The following is an 18,649-nucleotide window of genomic DNA, read 5'->3' on the forward strand; positions in this document are numbered from 1 at the left end:
TCAACCTCTGACACTTGGTGCCTTCGACCATGACGGGTCTCGGGTCAGGACACTAAGATGGGTGCGGGTATCATCAAGTCGGGGAAGGGAATTCAACAGCCCTTGGGTGTATGGGTGTTGGGCCTGGTGCAGCTTGTTCGCTTCGCAGACTTCGACAATCCGGCCTGAATACATGATGAGAACGCGGTCGCAGAACTCGGAAACGAGGTTCAGGTCGTGACTGATGAAGATCAGCCCCATGCCCCGTTCCTTGACCAACCCGTCCATGATGTTCAGAACCTGTCTCTGGACGCTGACATCCAGTGCTGAGGTCGGCTCATCCGCGATCAGTATCTTGGGATTGGGGATCAGCATCATCGCAATCATGATACGCTGTCCCATACCTCCGGAAACTTCATGAGGATACGTGCGCATCACCCTCGCAGCATCACGGATCGACACATTCTCCAGCATCTCGATAGCCATCTTCCGTGCACGAGACTTGGAGCCGGAGTTGTGTTGAAGATAGGCCTCCATAAGTTGCTCACCAACAGTGACTACCGGGTTCAGTGAGAATTTGGGGTCTTGCATGACCATGGAAATCTGCTTCCCCCGGACCTCGCGCATCTCGCGTTCGCTTAACTTCAGCAGATCGCGGCCTTCCAGATTGATGTGACCCGCCTCGACTATGCCGGGCTTGCGGATGAGCCGCAGGATCGCCCGGCCCGTCATTGACTTGCCAGAGCCGCTTTCACCGACAATACCCAACCGTTCGCGTCTCAGCGAGAACGATACGCCGCGTACAGCGTCGAACACGCCCTGACGGGTTGGGAAATGGACCCAAAGATCTTCGATGTCCAGCAAACTCATTGTCCGTCATCCTTCGGGTCCAGGGCGTCCCTCAGGCCGTCACCCAGCAGGTTGAAAGCCAGCGATACCGTAAAAATCGCGAGCCCCGGCACAGTGGCAACCCACCAGTGGTCCAGAATAAATCTGCGACCCTCTGATATCATCGCCCCCCATTCAGGACTAGGCGGTTGTGCGCCCAGACCGAGGAAACCCAAGCCAGCCGCCGCCAGAATAATCCCAGCCATATCCAGCGTGACACGCACGATCAGCGATGAAATGCAAAGTGGCCAGATATGGCGCGTGATGATGCGCAATGGCCCTGCACCTTGCAGGCGGATCGCGTTGATGTAGTCAGTCGACCGGATGGTCAGCGTTTCGGCCCGCGACATACGTGCATAGGGAGGCCAAGCCGTAAGCGAAATTGCAAGTACCGCATTTTCGATTCCGGCGCCAAGGGCTGCAACAAATGCCAGCGCCAGAACCAGACGTGGGAAAGCTAGGAAGATGTCCGTGATGCGCATCAGGACCACATCGGCCCAACCTCCTGCATACCCCGCAACAGTCCCCACCAAAAGACCCGCTACTGGCGCGATCAGAGCAACCAGAGCGACGATGTAGAGCGTGATACGTGCACCATAAATCAATCTGGACAGAATATCCCGCCCCAAACTGTCGGTGCCCAAAAGATGCCCCTCGGTCCCTATGGGCTGAAGACGGCTAGCAAGATCCTGAGAAAACGGATCATGCGGGGCCAGAACAGGGGCAAATACCGCGGTGAAAACAAGAAGTACCAGAATGGTCAAACCAACCATAGCCATGGAATTCGTTCGCAGTGTTAGCCAGCCCTTATACAGACTGGACAATCTGGCGTGACGGCGAGACGTAGGTGCGTCGGCCAGCAGCCATTGTCGCAAAGTCAAATCGCTCATTTCGACCTCGGATCAAAGAAACGGTAGAGAAGATCAGAGAATATATTCAGGCAGATAAAGATCAGCCCGACCACAACTGTTCCGCCCAGAACAGCGTTCATGTCTGCGCTCAGCAATGCCGTTGTGATGTAACTGCCGATGCCTGGCCAACTAAAGATGATCTCGGTCAGAACAGACCCTTCAAGCAGGTTGGCATAGCTCAGCGCGATAACCGTGATCAGTTGCACCCGGATATTCTTGAATGCATGGCGCCAGATCACTTGTCGTTCCGACAGGCCTTTGACCCGTGCGGTGATGACATATTCGGCCGAAAGCTGTTCCAGCATGAAGGAACGGGTCATCCGGCTGATATAGGCCAACGAGTAATAGCCGAGCAAAGCCGCCGGCAAGATGATATGGGTTAAAGCATTTCGGAAGACATCCCAGTCCTGAACGATAGCGCTGTCCAATAGGATCAAACCCGTACGAGTCGGGACAACATCTTCGTAGAAAATGTCCAACCGTCCGGGACCACCAACCCAACCAAGAACACCATAGAACACCAGCAGACCCATCAAGCCCAACCAGAAGATAGGCATCGAATAGCCGACAAGCGCGACAACCCGAGCGATCTGGTCAATCCACGAGCCACGCTTGACTGCGGCAATCACCCCTAACGGAACGCCGAGAAAAATGCCGATCAGAACACCCAGAGTGGCGAGTTCCAACGTGGCGGGGAAAACACGGGCGATATCTTCAGATACAGGCCGCGCATTCAGCAGTGAATTGCCAAAATCTCCGTGCAGGACATCCCACAGATAATACCAGAACTGAACCAGAAGCGGTTTATCGAGACCAAGCTGTTGGTAGACAGCATCATAGGTTGATTGCGACGCCCGTTCTCCAACGATGGCCAAAACCGGATCGATGGGCATCACGCGACCGATGATGAAGGTTACGAGCAACAAACCCAGCATCGTAATTGCAATGGTACCAAGAGTCTTCAGAATGCTCCTGATCCAATGGATGAGAGGCGCCGAACGGCGCCCCCCTGTTGGTCTTTCGGCCAGTGCCATTTATTTGGTCACCTGCCAGTATGACGCCGACGTAATCGCCTGACCGGTTGAGAAATCCGTCACATTGTCACGCATTGCCGATTGTTCGATTTGTTGGAACATTATGACAAAAGGCGATGTCTCACGGAAGTCTGCCTGAATTGTCTTATACATGTCAGCACGTTTTACTGTGTCGTTTTCTACAACGGCTGCGTTCGTCTTCTCCGTCAGACCATCAGTGTCCCAAGAATTCCGCCAGGCCAACAGACCGGTGGCATTGGCCTCATCTGAATTGTCCGGGTTGTACGCGAAGGTACCAGCGTTTGTCTGCGGGTCGGGGTAATCTGGTCCCCACGCCCCAAGATAAACGTCCAGCTCACGCGCGCGGTATCGCGCCAGAATCTGCTTTGCGGTCCCGACGGTGATGTTCATCTTGATGCCGACTTGTCCCAGCGCGTTTTGCATGGCCTGCGCGATTTCGATCCGCTCCTGCGCTTCACGCACACCGACTTCTATCTCAAGTCCGCTTACACCGGCCTCATCCAGCAATGATTTGGCTTTCTCGATATCAAAGTTAAACGGGGCCTCGTCGGATGCGCCCAGATATGTCTGAGGTAGAAAGTTCTGATGGATCGTGTACTGACCCTTCAGGAAGCTGTCGCGCATGCCCTCATAATCGATGAGATACTTAAACGCCTGCCGGACCTGAGGCTTGCTCAGTTCCGGGTGCTTCTGGTTCAGCGATACATACATCAGACGGCCTTTCAGCTCGTCTGCAATTTTGACCCCATCTACCGTTGAGGCCCCTGCCACATCTTCTGGGTTCAGATTGCGGGCAATGTCGATATCTCCGCGTTCCAGCAACAGACGCTGACTGGCGCTTTCTTGAACGTGGCGCACGACCACACGCTCCATTGACGGGGCGCCAAGATAGAAGTCAGGATTGGATTTCAGCGTTACGCTTTCATTCGGCTTCCAGCTGACCAGACTATAGGCACCCGATCCAGCCGTGTTGGTTTTGAGCCATTCATTGCCCAAATCGCCATCTTTATCGTGCTCCATCACTGTCTTTTTGTCGACGATCCCGCCAATTGTAGAGGTCAGGCAGTTCAGGACAAAGGATGTCGCATAAGGCTTGTCCGTGGTGATGGTCAGCGTATCGCCATCTGCAACGATCGTTTGCTCGATGTTTTCAGGTGTGAATCCAAACTGTGTTAGGATAAACGCCGGAGTTTTGTTCAGAATGATCGCGCGGCGCAGCGAAAATTGAACGTCCTCGGCGGTCACTGGGTTACCGGAGTGAAACGTCAGCCCGTCCCGGATCTTGAACGTGATGGACTTTCCGTCCTCTGACACGTCCCAGCTTTCGGCAATATCCGGCTGATATCCGGCATCCAAATCCAGCGGGTCAAAATTCACCAGTTTCTGATAAACATTCCTGCTGACATCGGACCCGGCAAATTCAAAGCTCTCGGCTGGGTCCAGTGTGGTGATGTCGTCAATGCGATTTGCGATAACCAGCATGTTTGGTGGCGTTTCTGCCATCGCGGAAGTCGAAGTCACGGCCAGCGCCATTCCAAGCGCCGCTCCGGCAAGCAATCTACTAAATGCGTTCATGTTGTCCTCTCTGTCACTATGTCTTTCATCGACGGTCACGCCCCCCAGGTCTTTTCGAGAACACGTAACCAATTTTCGTGGCAGAGCTTCTTGATGAGCTCTTCACCATAACCATGGCGCTCCATGGCATCTCGTAGTCGGGGCAGCATGGATACATCTGTCACATCCTCCGGCACCATTGCCCCGTCATAGTCCGACCCGAGCCCGACCCGATCCTCACCCAGTATACCAATCAGGTGATCAAGGTGCCTCAGAACCTGCGTCAAAGGCACGTCGGAAATCATCCGCCCATCTTCGCGTAGAAATGCAGTGGCAAAATTCAGGCCAACCATTCCGTCACTTTCAGCAATCGTGCGGAGTTGATCATCGGTCAGATTGCGGGCGTGCGGGCATATGGCATGGGCGTTGGAATGAGTTGCCACCAATGGAGCGTCAGAGTACCGCGCCACATCCCAAAAACCTTGTTCCGTAAGATGTGACAAGTCCAGCATGATGCCGAGCGCATTGCAGCGCTGCACAAGCCTGAGACCATGATCCGTTAACCCTCCGCCGGTATCGGGCGCTGACGGGAATTTAAGCGGCACCCCGTGGCCAAAAATGTTCGGTCGGCTCCACACCGGCCCAATCGACCGAAGTCCCGCGGCATAAAAAACATCTAGCGCATGCAGATCAGTGTCGATCGCCTCGGCACCCTCTATGTGAAAAATGGCGGCCATCCGGCCTTGCGCCATGCAATCCCGGATGTCAGCGACCGAACGAACCACCTGCAATGCGCCCAAACGCTCTAGTTCGAGCAGGATTGCGATCTGGCCCAACGCGGCAGGCAAGGCATCTTCGGCATCAATCTGATCAGGAAGCGACAGGTCGTAGCTTGGCTGGACCATCTTTTTCATCTTGGCGGCCAAATCCGTTGATGATGGAACCCAGACCGCGAAGAAACCTCCGCCAAATCCTCCACATCGGGCTTTGACCAGATCAATCGCACCATCACGTCCTGTAATGAAGCGACCAGCTTCTGACAAACCACCCGCCGAGGCAAGTTTCGACAATACGTCGTTATGCCCATCAAAGATCAGCGGAGACGTTTTCACCATTGCACCACATGCTTTAGTATCATTTCGATACACGCTAACAGACGGGTTCATCATAATTGCAAAAAATTTCAATGAGTTTTACTCATAGAGATAGACGGAATCATGAGGCCACATTGACATGGGAAAACCTCGCAGCTGGCATTCGCTTCCGGAATATCAAGCGTTGCGAGCACTCATGCAGGCCGGAACAACAGCGGCGGCGGCACGGCAACTTGGGCTTTCGCAATCTGCGGTCAGCCGTTCAATCGGAAATCTTGAATCACGGCTTGGAAAAATGCTCTTTGAACGGGACGCAGGCCGATTACGCCCAACTCAGGAGGCCGTTAGGCTCAACATGCGACTTGATCCCTTGTTCGAAGCTTTGGACCGGATCGATGGACCGGGTGAAGCTGTGCAAGAAACGCTGCGTCTGGTCGCGCCGCCCAGTTACGCGCATAGATATATTGTTTCCCTCATCGCAAGCTTTTTGAGGGCAAACCCAGGGTTTTTCGTCAATCTGGAAGTAACCACTTCTGAATTGGTTACACTGGGCATCCTAGAAAATCGCTTTGATCTGGCTGTAACCGGTGTTGAACAAAGCCGTGCGGGCATCAAACTCATACCATTTAGGGTATCTCCTGCGGTTTGTGTTATGCGACCAGATCATCCGCTGGCAACGCGCGGCACACTCATGCCTTCCGACCTTCATGAACAGGATCTGATCGCCTTGACATATCGCCATGGGCGACGCGGGCAGCTTGATCGGTTGTTGCACCAGGTTAGGGCTGAACCTAGGATTGTCGCAGAAGTTTCGACCTCTTTCGCTGCTGCTGACATGGCGCGAGAAGGTCTGGGCCTGGCGGTGATCAACCCCTTTCCGGTGTACATGTATCGATCCCCAGAACTGGCGTTTGTCCCGTTTGAATCCCCCATGCGATATCGAGGTCATTTTGTGGTTTCAGACCAGAGGCCCGTTCCAAGGATCGCCCGCGCCTTTATGCGGCATCTCCGGCTTAACACACCTCCTGACCCCTTTTCAGATCGTAGTTAGGATGCGTACAGACCCACCCAAATCCGGTTTTGTTTCCACGGTTGCCACTGCGGTACAGATCGACCATCCAGCGAAGCATTCGGGTTATTTTGGATGGAGGAAACGCGGACTTTGCTATCCTCGTGCCGAGCGCTACGATGCAACTACTTCAAGCAGTTCAATACGATTTCCAAACGGGTCGCTGATATAAATTCTCTTGATGTCGGGTAAGTCGATGTCAGTTCGAACGTCAACACCTGCAGCCTTAAGATGAACAACAGTGTTCTCCAGTGAACCTACTCTAAAGCCCGGGTGGGCTTTCAGTGCAGGTGCAAATGGTTCTTCCACTCCCAGATGAATACGCACATTCTGGCATTGAAACCAAACTCCTCCGCGACCGCGCAACGCTTTGGGTTTTTCAACTTCAGAAAAACCCAACACGCCACAATAGAAATTGCGTGCGTCACTTTCTCTGCCTTTTGGCATAGCAATTTGGATGTGATGCAGTTCTTCAATCATCTTGCCTAGCCCAGAGACTAAATCAATCCAACTAATGTAGTATGTCATTGCATACGTTAGTGCATTCCCAATCACAATTGGGTCGTTATAAACGGCCCGAAGGAGACATTCATCGAAAGTGCGGCCGCCGCAATGCGGCTTCACCAAACCGGCCTTTCGCTGCGCTCGCAAGATCGTTCGCCATGCGAATTCACAGATCGCGCAACAATCCTGCCGGTCCCAGCGTAGAACTCAGTTGCCACTCGCGAACCAAAGCTGACCTTGCGTATTCGCAAATCGAGCCGGAACGGGTTAAAAAAATCGTTTGGGTATTAAAAGTACAGCCAAGTATAGCCCTGGTCCGGATTTGTGCTTTGGACACCTCAAGCCGGGTTGCCTACTAGCTCTTTTTGATATCCGAAAAGTGCGGGCAACCCGCCCGTGTGCAATAAAACGACTTTCTCACCTGGTTTTATCTTTCCACGTTCGACCAGGTGCAGCAAACCGGCGAACGTTTTTGCAGAATAGACCGGGTCTAGAAAAACCCCTTCGGTTCGGGCCATTTTTTCCAATGCAGCGCATGTCTTGGCATTCACTTTGCCATAGCCTGGCGGCAAGGCTTCATCCCAAACATCAATCCTATCCTGTAGAAAACCGGCGTCGATTTCCAGCAAGTCCGCAAGATTCTGCAGAACGGTTTTCATTCGAGCCTTTTGCTGTTCGCGATCCCGGCGCACGCAAATCCCAAATACCGAAGCAACGCTTTCTTCCAGCGCCAATCCGGTTAGCAGACCGCCATGTGTCGCGCCGCTGCCTGACGGGACAACGACCGCATCGAAATCTGGCATCTGCTGGTACAATTCCTGCCCAGCGACGACATAACCCAGGGCTCCTAGGGGTGGATGATTCAGGCCAAGGTGAATGACGTAAGGTTTGCGACCTTGGGCTTTCAATTCGTCGGCGCGCGAATGCAATGCCGCGTCCGCTCCGGACTCGTCTTCACCCTCGGGGTAGCTCATTTGCTCGGCACCCAGGATTTGTGCCAGAAGTACATTCCCGGACACATAATATTCTGAGCCCATGTCCGGCACACGCTCTTCCAACTGAAGCACCGATTGCATGCCCAGTTTGGCCGCGGCGGATGCTGCAGATCGCACAAAATTGGACTGAACTGCGCCCGTGATCAGAATGGTATCAGCGCCCTTTTGCTGCGCATCTCCAAGATAAAATTCAAGCTGCCGTGTTTTGTTGCCACCAAAACTAAGCCCGGTCAGATCATCACGTTTTAGCCAGAGATCGATATCCAGCTCGGCCGATATGTTGTCCAGGCGCACCAAGGGTGTTGGGCCAGACATGAGTTGGGCACGTGGAAATCTGTGCAGATTGTCGTTTCGTATCATCGTGTGACCTTTGAGATTACGCTGTCATATAGGCGCGATGGAACAGAACACAGCAAGCGATCAGTGAAACCACGCGGATCGCTGCTATGACGACCGCCTGTGGCAGGTAGGGACCTGTCGCACGGCCAAGTAAACTGCCGATCAAGGTTATGGCGAGGAACCCCCATACTGACGACCCATACGAGATTGATTGTGCCCCGGACAGATTGTGCAACAAAAATGCGATGCCATATGCCACCAGCGCTATTGGTTGAACCAGCTTTGCCACCTCTTTGGCGGACCGACCCTTTGCAATCAAACCGAACACCATAAGTGGACCCGGGGTTGCCGCCCATACAGTTGCAAGTCCGGACAATCCGGTAACAGCTGAAAACCCGACGTTTCCAATTGAGCCACGCAAGGGGAGCAAGGTTGTAATCAAGCCGATTAACAACAGGCAGGCCGTCAGGGCGAGAACAAACGCCTCGCTCAAAAGGGGATAAACAATGCGGCCAGCAGCCACTCCAACGCAGCATCCAATGACCGCAGTGACGATTATCCGCCGATTGTTTTTCAGAACATGCCGGTCCGTTGCCACCGCTGACACAACGGTGTTTAGCAGAAGCAAAATGGGAACCGCCGTCGGCGTGCCAAGCATAATCATCATGGGTGGCCCCGCAATGATGCTAAATCCGATGCCAACCCCGACTTGCAGCATGGCGCCAACGCAAATAGCGGTCATCAGGATGTACAGTTCAGCGGGCACTCTAACTCCTATGGATCGGGGGATTGTTGCAGGGCCACAGGTACCTTGATTGACCAGCTGAGGTCTACTTCAATTCCAACCCACCTACGGCACGGCGCGGTCAGCGCTGCCAGGGCATCATTCCAGAGTAAGGTATCCGAGCGACTACAGAATGCGCCATATGCGTCAGTGTCGTAAGGTCAAAAATGGGAATCCGCAGTTCTTCCTGAAGGCGCGCGGCATATGGCGGCAGATCTGTACACTCCAATACCAATGACCGAATATCCGGAGCTTCAAGCATCAGACTGCGAGCGGCATCCAAGACCTCGGCCTCGATCAGATCAGTATCCATCCTCGTTCGTGTATTTCGCAAGATCACCTCGGCGAATTCTGATGTACCTTCCAAGCCCTTCACTGCCACAGGAACACCGGCTGCACCGACACCTTCAAAATGCCTGGGCGTCAGTGCCGATGCATCCGCAGTCAGCACGCCCACCGGTGCATTGGCCCCGGTCATGTGAAAGGCTAGCGGCACCTGGATCAGACTGGATGCAAAAACAGGAACGGAAACCGCTGCTGCCAGTTCCTTTTGATACAAGGCTAAAAAGCCACAACTGCCGGTGATGGCACGAACACCCTCAGCCTCAAGCCGCTTGGCTCCTTCAATGAAGGGGGTCAGCAATTCGGGCGTAGGATTGTTCAGCAAGGTCGGGACAGTCACGCCATCGATCATCTCATACAGGACCGGAAATGGCAGACTGGATGGGTTCTTGATATGGCCCGGCGGTTTTGGAAAATAACTTTCAAGGCACAGAACACCGATCGACGCGCCGCATATATTCTGACCGCCTTGGTAAATTGGCATTGTTATCAGACCCTTCTAACTTGAGTGTTCAAAACCTAGCCAACGAAAACGGCGCCATATCGACGTTCGGGCTGTGACCGGACACAAGATCCGCCACAAGCTCACCGGTTTTCGGGGCCATCATCAGCCCGTAATGTGAATGTCCGAACGCGGCATACAGCCCGTCTGAGCCGTTGATCAGCCCGATTGCGGGCAAACTGTCCGGAAATGATGGCCGTCGACCCATCCAGAATCGTGCCTCGCTTGTTTCGAGGTCTGGCAACATCGCCTTTGCCTGTTCGGTCAGGATTTCTTTCTTGCGCGGATCAGCGGGCGCATCGACGCTGCCAAATTCGGCCGTGCCAGCGACTCTCAGGCCGCCCAGCATCGAGCTTGCGACGACCTTTGCGTCCACATCCATGACCGAGTTGTTCAATTGGACTGAAGAGTTCGGGAATTCAACGTGGTAGCCGCGCTCGGCAACAAGGGGCACTGGCAGCCCAAACGGTTTCAGCAGGTCGGCGGACCACACCCCAGCAGCAAGTATAAGCCTGGGGGCGTGCAGCGTGTCCTGTGACGTTGTAATCTGCCAACTTCCATCTTGGGTCTGGATCAACTTGGAGACTTCGGTTTGTACGATCTCGGCCCCTTGCATGCCCGCTTTTTCCGCCAGGATTGCCCCGATGCGTCCTGGAGAGGTTACGCGTGCCTGACCTTTGATCACAACCGCGGCTTTGAATTCCTCTGACAGTGCAGGTTCCAGGCGGCGTAACTCGACACCATCGACAAGCACCAGATCACCTCCTTTTTCCTGGCGGATCAGATATCCAAGCCCATTCAGATCAGCCTGCTCCCGGTGGCGAAAGGCGTGAACATAGTAACTGTCTGTAATCAGGTCTTCGTGCCCGGTGCCTTGAAGGTGACGACGATACAGGTCGATAGACGGGCGACACAAAAGCTCCATCGCGTCCGAGATTTCGCGTACCGACCTTTCGCCGGAATTTCCCAAAAACCGCAGCCCCCAAGGTATCATTTTTGGCCAGAAACTGGCTCGGACCGAAAGCGCGCCTTTGGGGTCCAGCAGCATCTGCGGCAGTGATTTCCAAATGCCTGGCATCGCCTGAGGAATGATCGACCATGGTGAAACTACGCCCGCATTCCCGAATGAGGTTTCTTGCCCTGGCTCACCTCGATCGATCAGTCGAACCGGTATGCCGCGTTCCTGTAACGACAACGCGCAACAAATGCCGACGATCCCTGCGCCGATGATGGTGACTTGTTCGGTCATCCTCTCAGGCCGGGGTATGACTGCGGTTGCGCGCGATCAGTTGGGTGATGATCACCGGTGACGCCACGGCCAGCGCGATCAGGTCGGCGGTCAGGGATGGGGCTACAAAGATGATACCCGCGATGGCCATCAGAATGCGTGATGCGATATTCAGCGGGCTCAACCAATACCCAACCACAGCCGCCGACAGGGCAATGACCCCCGCGATGCAACTGGTCGCGGTATATGTGAACTCCCACAGGTTAAACCCGGTTGAGGATACGAACAGCAGCACCGGCGCATAGACAAAGGCCATGGGCGCGATCACTTTTCCCAAGCCGAGGGTAAAAGCAGATAGTCCTGTTCGGAATGGGTTTGAATTGGCAATGGCCGCTGCGGCATAGGCTGAAGTACAGACCGGTGGCGTAATCTCTGACACAACACCGTAGTAAAGCACGAACAGGTGACTGGCGATGGGTGGTACGCCCAACTGCGCCAGTGCGGGCTGCGCGACGGATACCAACATGATGTAGAGCGCAGTTGTAGGGATGCCCGCGCCCATCAGAATGCAAACGATGGCAATGAAAACCAGCGAGATGAACAATTGAAGATCTTCAATGGCAAAAAACTGGAAACTGCCAAGCGAAATCATATTGTACAGATCCGACGCCAGATTTCCCGCGCCTTGCGTCACCATGAAACCGATGCGAAACCCGATACCAGTTGTGTTGATAACTCCAACCACGATTCCCACGGCTGCGGCCGCCGCGCCAACGGCCAGCGAGTATTTAACGCCCAACTCGACCGCTTGCAGCATCTCGGGCACTTCGATGCGTTTCTGCGGGTTCAGCGTCGCGACGACTGTCAAACCGCACAGGATTGCCGTCATGGTCAGGTCAAAGCCACCGTCTGAGAATTTCCACAACACAAAGGCCAGAAACGCTGCTGCGTAAATCAGTGTCGGTGGGTGCTTCAGTCGCGACATGCCAGCGATCACGGCAAGCGAGATGCCACAAAAGGCCGACATGAAGGGCGTATATCCAGTGAACAAGACCACCAACAATCCGATCAGCGGCACTATATTGACCCAGCCTTCGGCCCAAACCGCCTTGAACTGAGGTAGCTGCTCTTTGGTCAGACCTTTCAAGTTCAGCTTGCGCGCCATCAGGTGCACCACGGCAAAGACGCCAACATAGTGCAGAAGGGCCGGAAAGATCGCTGCAATCACGATCGTGGTGTAGGGAACCTCGAGGAATTCGGCCATGATGAAGGCGGCTGCCCCCATGATTGGCGGCGTGATCTGTCCCCCAGCCGAAGATGCGGCCTCGACACCGCCCGCAAAGTGGCCGGGGTATCCTAGACGCTTCATGTTGGGAATTGTCAGCGCGCCGGTTGATACGGTGTTGGCCACCGAAGAACCTGAGATCGTGCCGAAGAAGGCCGAGGATACCACCGACACTTTTGCCGGACCGCCGGTATAACGGCCCGCCAAAATAGTTGCATTATCGATGAATAGCTGCCCCAACCCCGTGCGTTGCGCGATCACGCCAAACAGCACGAAATGGAACACGATGGTCGAAACAACCCAAAGGGTGACGCCGTAGATGCCTTCCTGCGGGAAATACATCGACGACACGAAGGTTTTAAAATTCACGCCGGGATGTTGCAGCAATCCGGGGAAGTACGGCCCAAGCAGGGCGTATGAAATAAAGACGCAGATGATTAGCGGCAACACCCAACCCAAAGTGCGGCGCGCGATGTCCAGCACCAGCAGGATGATGATCACGCCTAACACCACATCAAATGTGTTGGGGTTACCCATGCGGAACGTCTGTTCCTCGATACCCAGAAAAGGAATGCCGCGCCAGGCGACGCCAACATACAGCGCTGCGATGGTCCCCAGCACCATGAAGACCAAGTCGTATAGTGGGATGTTGCCTATGCGAAACCGGCTTACTTTAAGCGCATACAGGCTTTTGGCCCCGATAATCGGGATTGTCGCGTAGACCAGAATGAACAGCAGGGCCAGATAAATGCCCATGTGCCAGTGATCGGCAGGCAGGCCGAACCCGGCTGTGAAAAATTCGTAGAATGCAAAGATCAGGGCCACGACGCGCAGAACAATTCCGGTTGTCGGAGTTACCTGCCGGACGGCGGCGCCTTCGTCGAATTGTTCTTCGATTGCAGCCAGTTCCTCGGCTGTCAGCTCGTGGTCATCAAGCTTTTGTGTCTCGGACATGATGGCCCCCTGATTGCGCGTATTTTGAGTACCCGGTGCTCAGATCTGAGCACCGGACAATTAAGTTTCGTGAGATAGAATTACTGAAGAAGCCCGGCTTCTTTGTAGAACTTCTCGGCACCCGGATGTAGCGGAACACCCAGCGCCTCGACGCCGTCCAACGCCGTGTCCGGTGTGATCTGCTTGCCCTTAGCATGGCCGTTATCCAGCAGCTTGCGAGTGTTGTCATTCCACAGAGCTTTGGTCATCTGATAGACCAGATCATCGGACAGGTCCGAGGATACAACCAGCATCGCGCTTACTGCGGGGGTCTTCGTATCAGCGTCAATACCTTCATAGACACCGCCAGGGATCGCTGAAGGGATATAGGCCGGAATGATTTCATTGATCTTGGCCAGATCCTCATCGCTGAACGAGTGCAGGTTCATGCCTTTGGTCGAAGATAGTTGCACCATCGCAGCGACCGGCCAGCCAGCAGCATAGAAATAGGCGTCAAGCTGACCATCGGCCAGCCGCTCGGCGCTCTGGCTGTTGTTAAGTTCGGCTTCGTCCATGTTGTCACGATTGACACCCCAGGCATCAAGCATCTGCAAAACGGCTACCTGCGTGCCAGAACCAGCTTGCGCGATACCAACGCGTTTACCTTCCAGATCGCTCAGATCGTTGATCGTCGACCCGGCCGGCAGAACAAGGTGCAGGTCTTCGGGGAACAGGTTGGCCACGATGCGCAGCTTGGGATGCGGTTTGCCTTCGAATTTTCCTTCTCCCAGATACATCGAACGCGTGACGTCAGCTGCAGCAAGACCCGCCTCAAGCTCACCGTTTTCAACGGCCGCGTTGTTAAAGACCGACGCGGTGGTGGATTGCGCAATTGCGATCAGCCCCGGAACACCGCACTGGCCACCTTCTTCACACGGGCGTGAGCCCGGAGGCGCTGAGATACCATTGGCGATGGTGCCACCGATGGGGAAGTAGGTGCCGCCAGCACCACCGGTGCCGATACGGAAAAAGGTCGGATCCTGCGCCAGCGCAGGTGCAGCCAGCGCGCCCGCCAATGCTAGACCAGTCAAGCATTTTACAATTTTCATTGTTATCTCCCTTGTTGGAATTTCGGTTTCGGTTTTCCCAAACTTCGATCCTGCAAGCGTAGAGACAAATTACATAAATACAAATTTGTTATATTTCACTAAACTAAACTTTTACTTATACTTATACTTATGAACCTGACCCAGCTAACTGTATTTCGTGAGGTGATGGAGACCGGCTCCATCTCTCAAACAGCCAAGAAACTGAATCGAACGCAGCCTGCGATCAGTCTTGCGTTGAAAAACCTTGAAAAGTCTCTGGGCCTGATGCTGTTCGAACGTAATGGACGGCGTTTGGTGCCGGTTCCCGAAGCGCATTATCTATTGGCAGAAACGACAGGCATTCTTGACCGCCTCGCGTCGATCTCCAACACCATGGAAGGCCTCATCAAAGGGCATGCCGGAAGCTTGAATATTGCGACGATGCCTGGTCCATCTGCCTTTTTGTTCCCGCGTTTCATAAGCCAGTCAGTTGGCGAAAACCCCGAAATTCGCATAACACTTTCCACTCGCAGCTCACCTCAGATTATGGAGCTTGCGGGATCACAAAACATCGACTTCGGCTTTGCTGACTTCGAGCATTCAACCGGTAAAGAACCCCAATATTCCGCCGAGCTTATCCAGGCAGATTGCTTCTGTGCCCTTGATCGCGATCATCCGCTTTCATCGCGCCAGAGCTTGGCCTTATCGGACCTGGATGGAACGCCAATGGGCGGCCTGCATCCTTCCCACCCGTTTCAACGAAAAATCCGGCAGGAGTTTGAAATTGTTGCCGCTGAATACAACCCAACGGTAACTTGCCAGTACTTTCTGCCCTTAATCCCCTTTGTGAGTTCAGGACAATGTTGCAGCATCGTAGATCCGCTGACAGTTGCGACTGAGCGTGAGCTTAACTTCTCGAATGGCAAAGTGGTTTTCTTACCCTTCACGAAACCGCTCAGATATGAGTATGCCATCCTCGAACCAAACCACCGACCACCGTCCCAATTGGCATTACAGACCAAAGCGGGATGGAAGGCAGAAGTGTTGAGGATGTTGGATGGTGTGAAGGCAAACCCCCTTTCCTTTTGGATAGATGAAGCAGGGACAGATCATAATAGATCACTATAGACCTTACGATCTGAAAACCAATTTTTGTGTTTGGCTACTGCGTGACCAAAAGCCGGCATTCATGCATGTTGCAGCATCCGTTACTCTGGACTTGATGCTGACCTCGGTGCCGTTGCAGCAAAACGCCCTGCCCCGCAAAAACTGATATAAGGACGGCCCAAAGCTGCCGTTCATTGGGTCAGGCCACGTCGCGATGCAGCTTCACCGAACCAGACTTTCGCTGCGGGAGCAAAATCTGGCAACAGCCGAACTCACATTAAGCGGGACAAAACGCTATTTTGCCACCTATGCACGAAGGTCTGTTTACCTGATTTGTCGAGGTTCTTTTTCCACCCTAGATTGCTTTCAGGTATCGTTTAGAGTCCCCCCGGTGAACGCAGACAGTTTCTTAGATCAGCTTCGCATCATGGCAGCGCTCTAAGACGGCCCCGCAACAGACTAAATGCTGGAAGCACTTCGAGCCGCCCTCATAGAAGCATTTGCCGGGACGGGGCCTTGGAAGCTTCGATCACTACACGAAGGCTTCAATCCGTATGCGCAACAGACCCCTGACGCCGACCCACAGTGGCTCGACAATTCTGCCTTTTTTTTGTCCTTGTTGAAGAAAAGGGCATCAACATTGTTGATCAGGTTTTCTGGGCGCGTCAGTCTGTACGGGTGAACGTGAAGCACGGCGCTCAAAGCACGAACAGCGTGTTTTGTATGTTGTGGCGCAGGACCGAGGAGGAGGAAAACAAGCGTGAGACCGACGGCGAAATAGATGGTGATCCAAGCTTCAGTCATTGAGTTGTAGGGCAAAATCAAACAACAGAAGGATCCTACCAATTCTCGAAACTGGTCAGATGAGACGCCGAGACAAGGCTAACAGAGCGGCATGATGCCGGTTCCTGGCGTCAAGTTTACATACGACATTGCCTAAATGATAGTTAACCGTCGACACGGACAAAAAAATACGTTCAGCGATTTCTTCGCTGGTAAGTCCCTGTGATACCCAGATAAGGCACTCTCGTTCGCGAATTGTTAGCAAAGATGCCTGGAGTGTTTCCGGCTCCAATTTTGGCGTTAGATAGTCGCAAATCTGATAGGCTGCGACGTGAAGCTTGGACCCTTGGTCGTGGATCACGTCGCCCAAGGATTTTCTGCTTTTCCCTGTGAACGAAACAACACTAACTTGCCCGTCTATACCACGCACAGGAATCGAGAGACCGTAGTAGATGCCATAGTCACGACCTTCCCAGAACACCTGCCTTTGTTGTTTTGGAAAGGCGGAAAGAAACTGTTTGGTGCCCCAACAAAACGGGGATCGCGCGCGCTTGGCCAAGTGGCAGACTGGATCAACCTGATCGTATCTGCGGTTGCAGTATCGACTGATCCATTCAGGCTCGTAGTTCGCTTTGAAATCAATCGTGCCCGAGATCGGTTGCGTTTGCGAATTCTGGATCTGAACATAGCTGTAGTAGCTCAGGTCAAATTTTTTCAGAAAGTCGACGATTCCGGCCTCAAAACCTTCCCACATTTTGGGCCAAGGCGCATCGTAGTCGTTGATTTCACCAAGCTTCGGCATGGAAAGACTCACTACTATGGTCTGCCCCGGCAGACATCCCCCTACGTGAAAGTGTAGGGGTAAAGGTATCCATATTGCAAGATTTGCCAGTTGTGAACTTCCCGCCTCCGTCGCACCGTGATGCGTCAAACGAAAACAACTCAAAATGGGAGGGTAAGCGAATGGCGCAGAGCCAACTGCTTCGATCAACGGGTTTGGCGACCTGCTTCACTTTGATGACGCTGGGGGCTGCCTCGGCGGAAATAACAAAAATCGGTGTCCTGGCACCTTTGACCGGCGCGACCGCCTCGGATGGTGAGGAATTCATTCGCGGTGTGGAATGGGCGGTAGAAGAAGCGAATGCCAAGGGCGGTGTCGCGGGCTACACATTCGAAATCGAAGTGGCGGACGTCAAGGACCACTCTGCGGCCAACGTCTCCAGCGCGGTTGAGCGCCTGCTTGGGACCGACGGGGTCGAGGTGATCCTGACGGGCTACGCGTCTCTTTCTATGTTCGAGGTCGATCTGATGGCCGAAGAGAACATGCCCTACATTGCTGCAGGCCCCAGTCCGGGATTTGCCGCCATCGTCAGCCAGGACCCAGATGCATACAACTGTTGCTGGTCCTACACGGCGTCGTTCAAGGGCTATGAGACCGACGTTTTGCCAATGGTTCAAGAGCTTGCGGACGCCGGAAAGGTCAGCATCGACGGCAAAACCGTCGCGATCATCAGTTCGGACAACCCTTATTCCAAGACGATTTCCGAGGGGATGAAAATCAGTTTCTCCGAAGGTGGTTGGGATGTTGTTGTTGACGAATTGGTCCCGTTTGGCGAGGTGAGCGATTGGAAAGTGATCCTTGCAAAGGTGAACCAGGCGAACCCCGATCTGGTAATCAACACGGATTACATCCCCGGCAATTCGGCACTGTTCCTAAAACAGTTTCTGGAAAACCCGACCGATAGCCTGATGTTCCTGCAATATGCGCCATCGGTGCCGGAATTTGTCGAGCTGACCGGCGAACAGTCCAACGGTGTTCTCTACAACCTGATCAACGGACCGCTGGATTCCCCAAAATGGCCACGTGGAAAGGAACTGATGCAGCAGTATCGCGATAAGTTTGGTTTCGATTCCGGTGCTTACGGTGTCGGCCTCTATGAGATGACCAACATGTACTTCACTGCATTGGAGAAAGTGGGCGATCCGACCGATCACGACGGCATCGGTGTGGCCATTGGCGAAACCAAGGTCGCAACAGCCGCGGGCAATGTGGAGTTTGATCCTGAAACCCATGTAGCGCTGCAAAGCAATGACTACATCCCGGTGTCGTTCTGGCAGCTTTGGGATGGCGAGCGCGTCATGGTTGGCCCGGATATCTATGCCAATGGTGAATTCCGCCTGCCGCCCTGGATTTCTGAAAACTAAAAGC

At 53.9% G+C, this 18,649-nt stretch carries 16 protein-coding genes; 3 read left to right on the forward strand and 13 right to left on the reverse strand.

Going from position 1 to position 18,649, the window contains the following annotated elements; genetic code table 11:
- The 5 genes from Q1B46_RS13100 to Q1B46_RS13120 all read right to left on the reverse strand — a co-directional run bounded on the left by Q1B46_RS13100 (position 1) and on the right by Q1B46_RS13120 (position 5,502).
- Positions 1-849, reverse strand: coding sequence for an ABC transporter ATP-binding protein (locus tag Q1B46_RS13100; RefSeq protein ID WP_299948640.1), 849 nt, complete (start codon positions 847-849; stop codon positions 1-3).
- Entirely contained in the window at positions 846-1,757 is a 912-nt protein-coding gene (nikC, locus tag Q1B46_RS13105) for a nickel transporter permease (protein WP_299669968.1), read from the reverse strand. The genes Q1B46_RS13100 and nikC overlap by 4 nt, the downstream gene beginning before the upstream one ends.
- Positions 1,754-2,746 carry an ABC transporter permease gene (locus tag Q1B46_RS13110; protein ID WP_366871543.1) on the reverse strand — a complete coding sequence of 331 codons (993 nt, stop codon included), beginning with the start codon at positions 2,744-2,746 and terminating at the stop codon, positions 1,754-1,756. The genes nikC and Q1B46_RS13110 overlap by 4 nt, the downstream gene beginning before the upstream one ends.
- 66 nt (positions 2,747-2,812) lie before the next feature.
- Positions 2,813-4,408 (reverse strand): ABC transporter substrate-binding protein, encoded by a 1,596-nt coding sequence (locus Q1B46_RS13115; protein WP_299948644.1) that lies wholly within the window; start codon positions 4,406-4,408, stop codon positions 2,813-2,815.
- Positions 4,409-4,443: 35 nt separating this feature from the next.
- The gene (locus tag Q1B46_RS13120; RefSeq protein WP_299948646.1) at positions 4,444-5,502 is read right to left on the reverse strand and encodes a dipeptidase; all 1,059 of its coding nucleotides are present in this window, start codon (positions 5,500-5,502) and stop codon (positions 4,444-4,446) included.
- A 118-nt stretch (positions 5,503-5,620) separates the two neighbouring features.
- Between Q1B46_RS13120 and Q1B46_RS13125 the strand changes: the two genes are divergently transcribed.
- Complete coding sequence (locus Q1B46_RS13125; RefSeq protein ID WP_299948648.1) at positions 5,621-6,532, forward strand: LysR family transcriptional regulator; 912 nt, start codon at positions 5,621-5,623, stop codon at positions 6,530-6,532.
- Between the two features lie 132 nt (positions 6,533-6,664).
- Here Q1B46_RS13125 and Q1B46_RS13130 read toward each other — a convergent pair whose 3' ends face one another.
- The 7 genes from Q1B46_RS13130 to Q1B46_RS13160 all read right to left on the reverse strand — a co-directional run bounded on the left by Q1B46_RS13130 (position 6,665) and on the right by Q1B46_RS13160 (position 14,571).
- Positions 6,665-7,030 (reverse strand): VOC family protein, encoded by a 366-nt coding sequence (locus Q1B46_RS13130; protein WP_299948650.1) that lies wholly within the window; start codon positions 7,028-7,030, stop codon positions 6,665-6,667.
- A gap of 362 nt (positions 7,031-7,392) precedes the next feature.
- Positions 7,393-8,364 (reverse strand): D-cysteine desulfhydrase family protein, encoded by a 972-nt coding sequence (locus Q1B46_RS13135; protein ID WP_299948652.1) that lies wholly within the window; start codon positions 8,362-8,364, stop codon positions 7,393-7,395.
- 61 nt (positions 8,365-8,425) lie between these two features.
- Complete coding sequence (locus tag Q1B46_RS13140) at positions 8,426-9,154, reverse strand: TSUP family transporter (RefSeq protein WP_299948654.1); 729 nt, start codon at positions 9,152-9,154, stop codon at positions 8,426-8,428.
- A gap of 100 nt (positions 9,155-9,254) precedes the next feature.
- Positions 9,255-9,998, reverse strand: a complete 744-nt coding sequence (locus Q1B46_RS13145; protein ID WP_299948656.1) for an aspartate/glutamate racemase family protein — start codon at positions 9,996-9,998, stop codon at positions 9,255-9,257.
- Between the two features lie 28 nt (positions 9,999-10,026).
- A complete protein-coding gene (locus tag Q1B46_RS13150) occupies positions 10,027-11,265 on the reverse strand; it encodes an FAD-binding oxidoreductase (protein ID WP_299948659.1) in 1,239 nt (412 codons plus the stop codon).
- A gap of 4 nt (positions 11,266-11,269) precedes the next feature.
- A complete protein-coding gene (locus tag Q1B46_RS13155) occupies positions 11,270-13,483 on the reverse strand; it encodes a TRAP transporter fused permease subunit (protein WP_299948661.1) in 2,214 nt (737 codons plus the stop codon).
- Between the two features lie 80 nt (positions 13,484-13,563).
- Positions 13,564-14,571: a TAXI family TRAP transporter solute-binding subunit gene (locus tag Q1B46_RS13160; protein WP_299948663.1), complete on the reverse strand. Its 1,008-nt coding sequence runs from the start codon at positions 14,569-14,571 to the stop codon at positions 13,564-13,566.
- Positions 14,572-14,700: 129 nt separating this feature from the next.
- Between Q1B46_RS13160 and Q1B46_RS13165 the strand changes: the two genes are divergently transcribed.
- On the forward strand, positions 14,701-15,678 hold the full coding sequence (locus Q1B46_RS13165; RefSeq protein WP_299666661.1) for a LysR family transcriptional regulator: 978 nt from the start codon (positions 14,701-14,703) through the stop codon (positions 15,676-15,678).
- Positions 15,679-16,516: 838 nt separating this feature from the next.
- Here Q1B46_RS13165 and Q1B46_RS13170 read toward each other — a convergent pair.
- Entirely contained in the window at positions 16,517-17,242 is a 726-nt protein-coding gene (locus Q1B46_RS13170; RefSeq protein WP_299948665.1) for an autoinducer binding domain-containing protein, read from the reverse strand.
- Between the two features lie 161 nt (positions 17,243-17,403).
- Here Q1B46_RS13170 and Q1B46_RS13175 point away from each other — a divergent pair, with 161 nt between their 5' ends.
- Positions 17,404-18,645 carry an ABC transporter substrate-binding protein gene (locus tag Q1B46_RS13175; RefSeq protein ID WP_299948667.1) on the forward strand — a complete coding sequence of 414 codons (1,242 nt, stop codon included), beginning with the start codon at positions 17,404-17,406 and terminating at the stop codon, positions 18,643-18,645.
- Positions 18,646-18,649 lie beyond the last annotated feature (4 nt).

Source organism: uncultured Ruegeria sp., assembly GCF_947500045.1.
Taxonomy (GTDB): Bacteria; Pseudomonadota; Alphaproteobacteria; order Rhodobacterales; family Rhodobacteraceae; genus Ruegeria.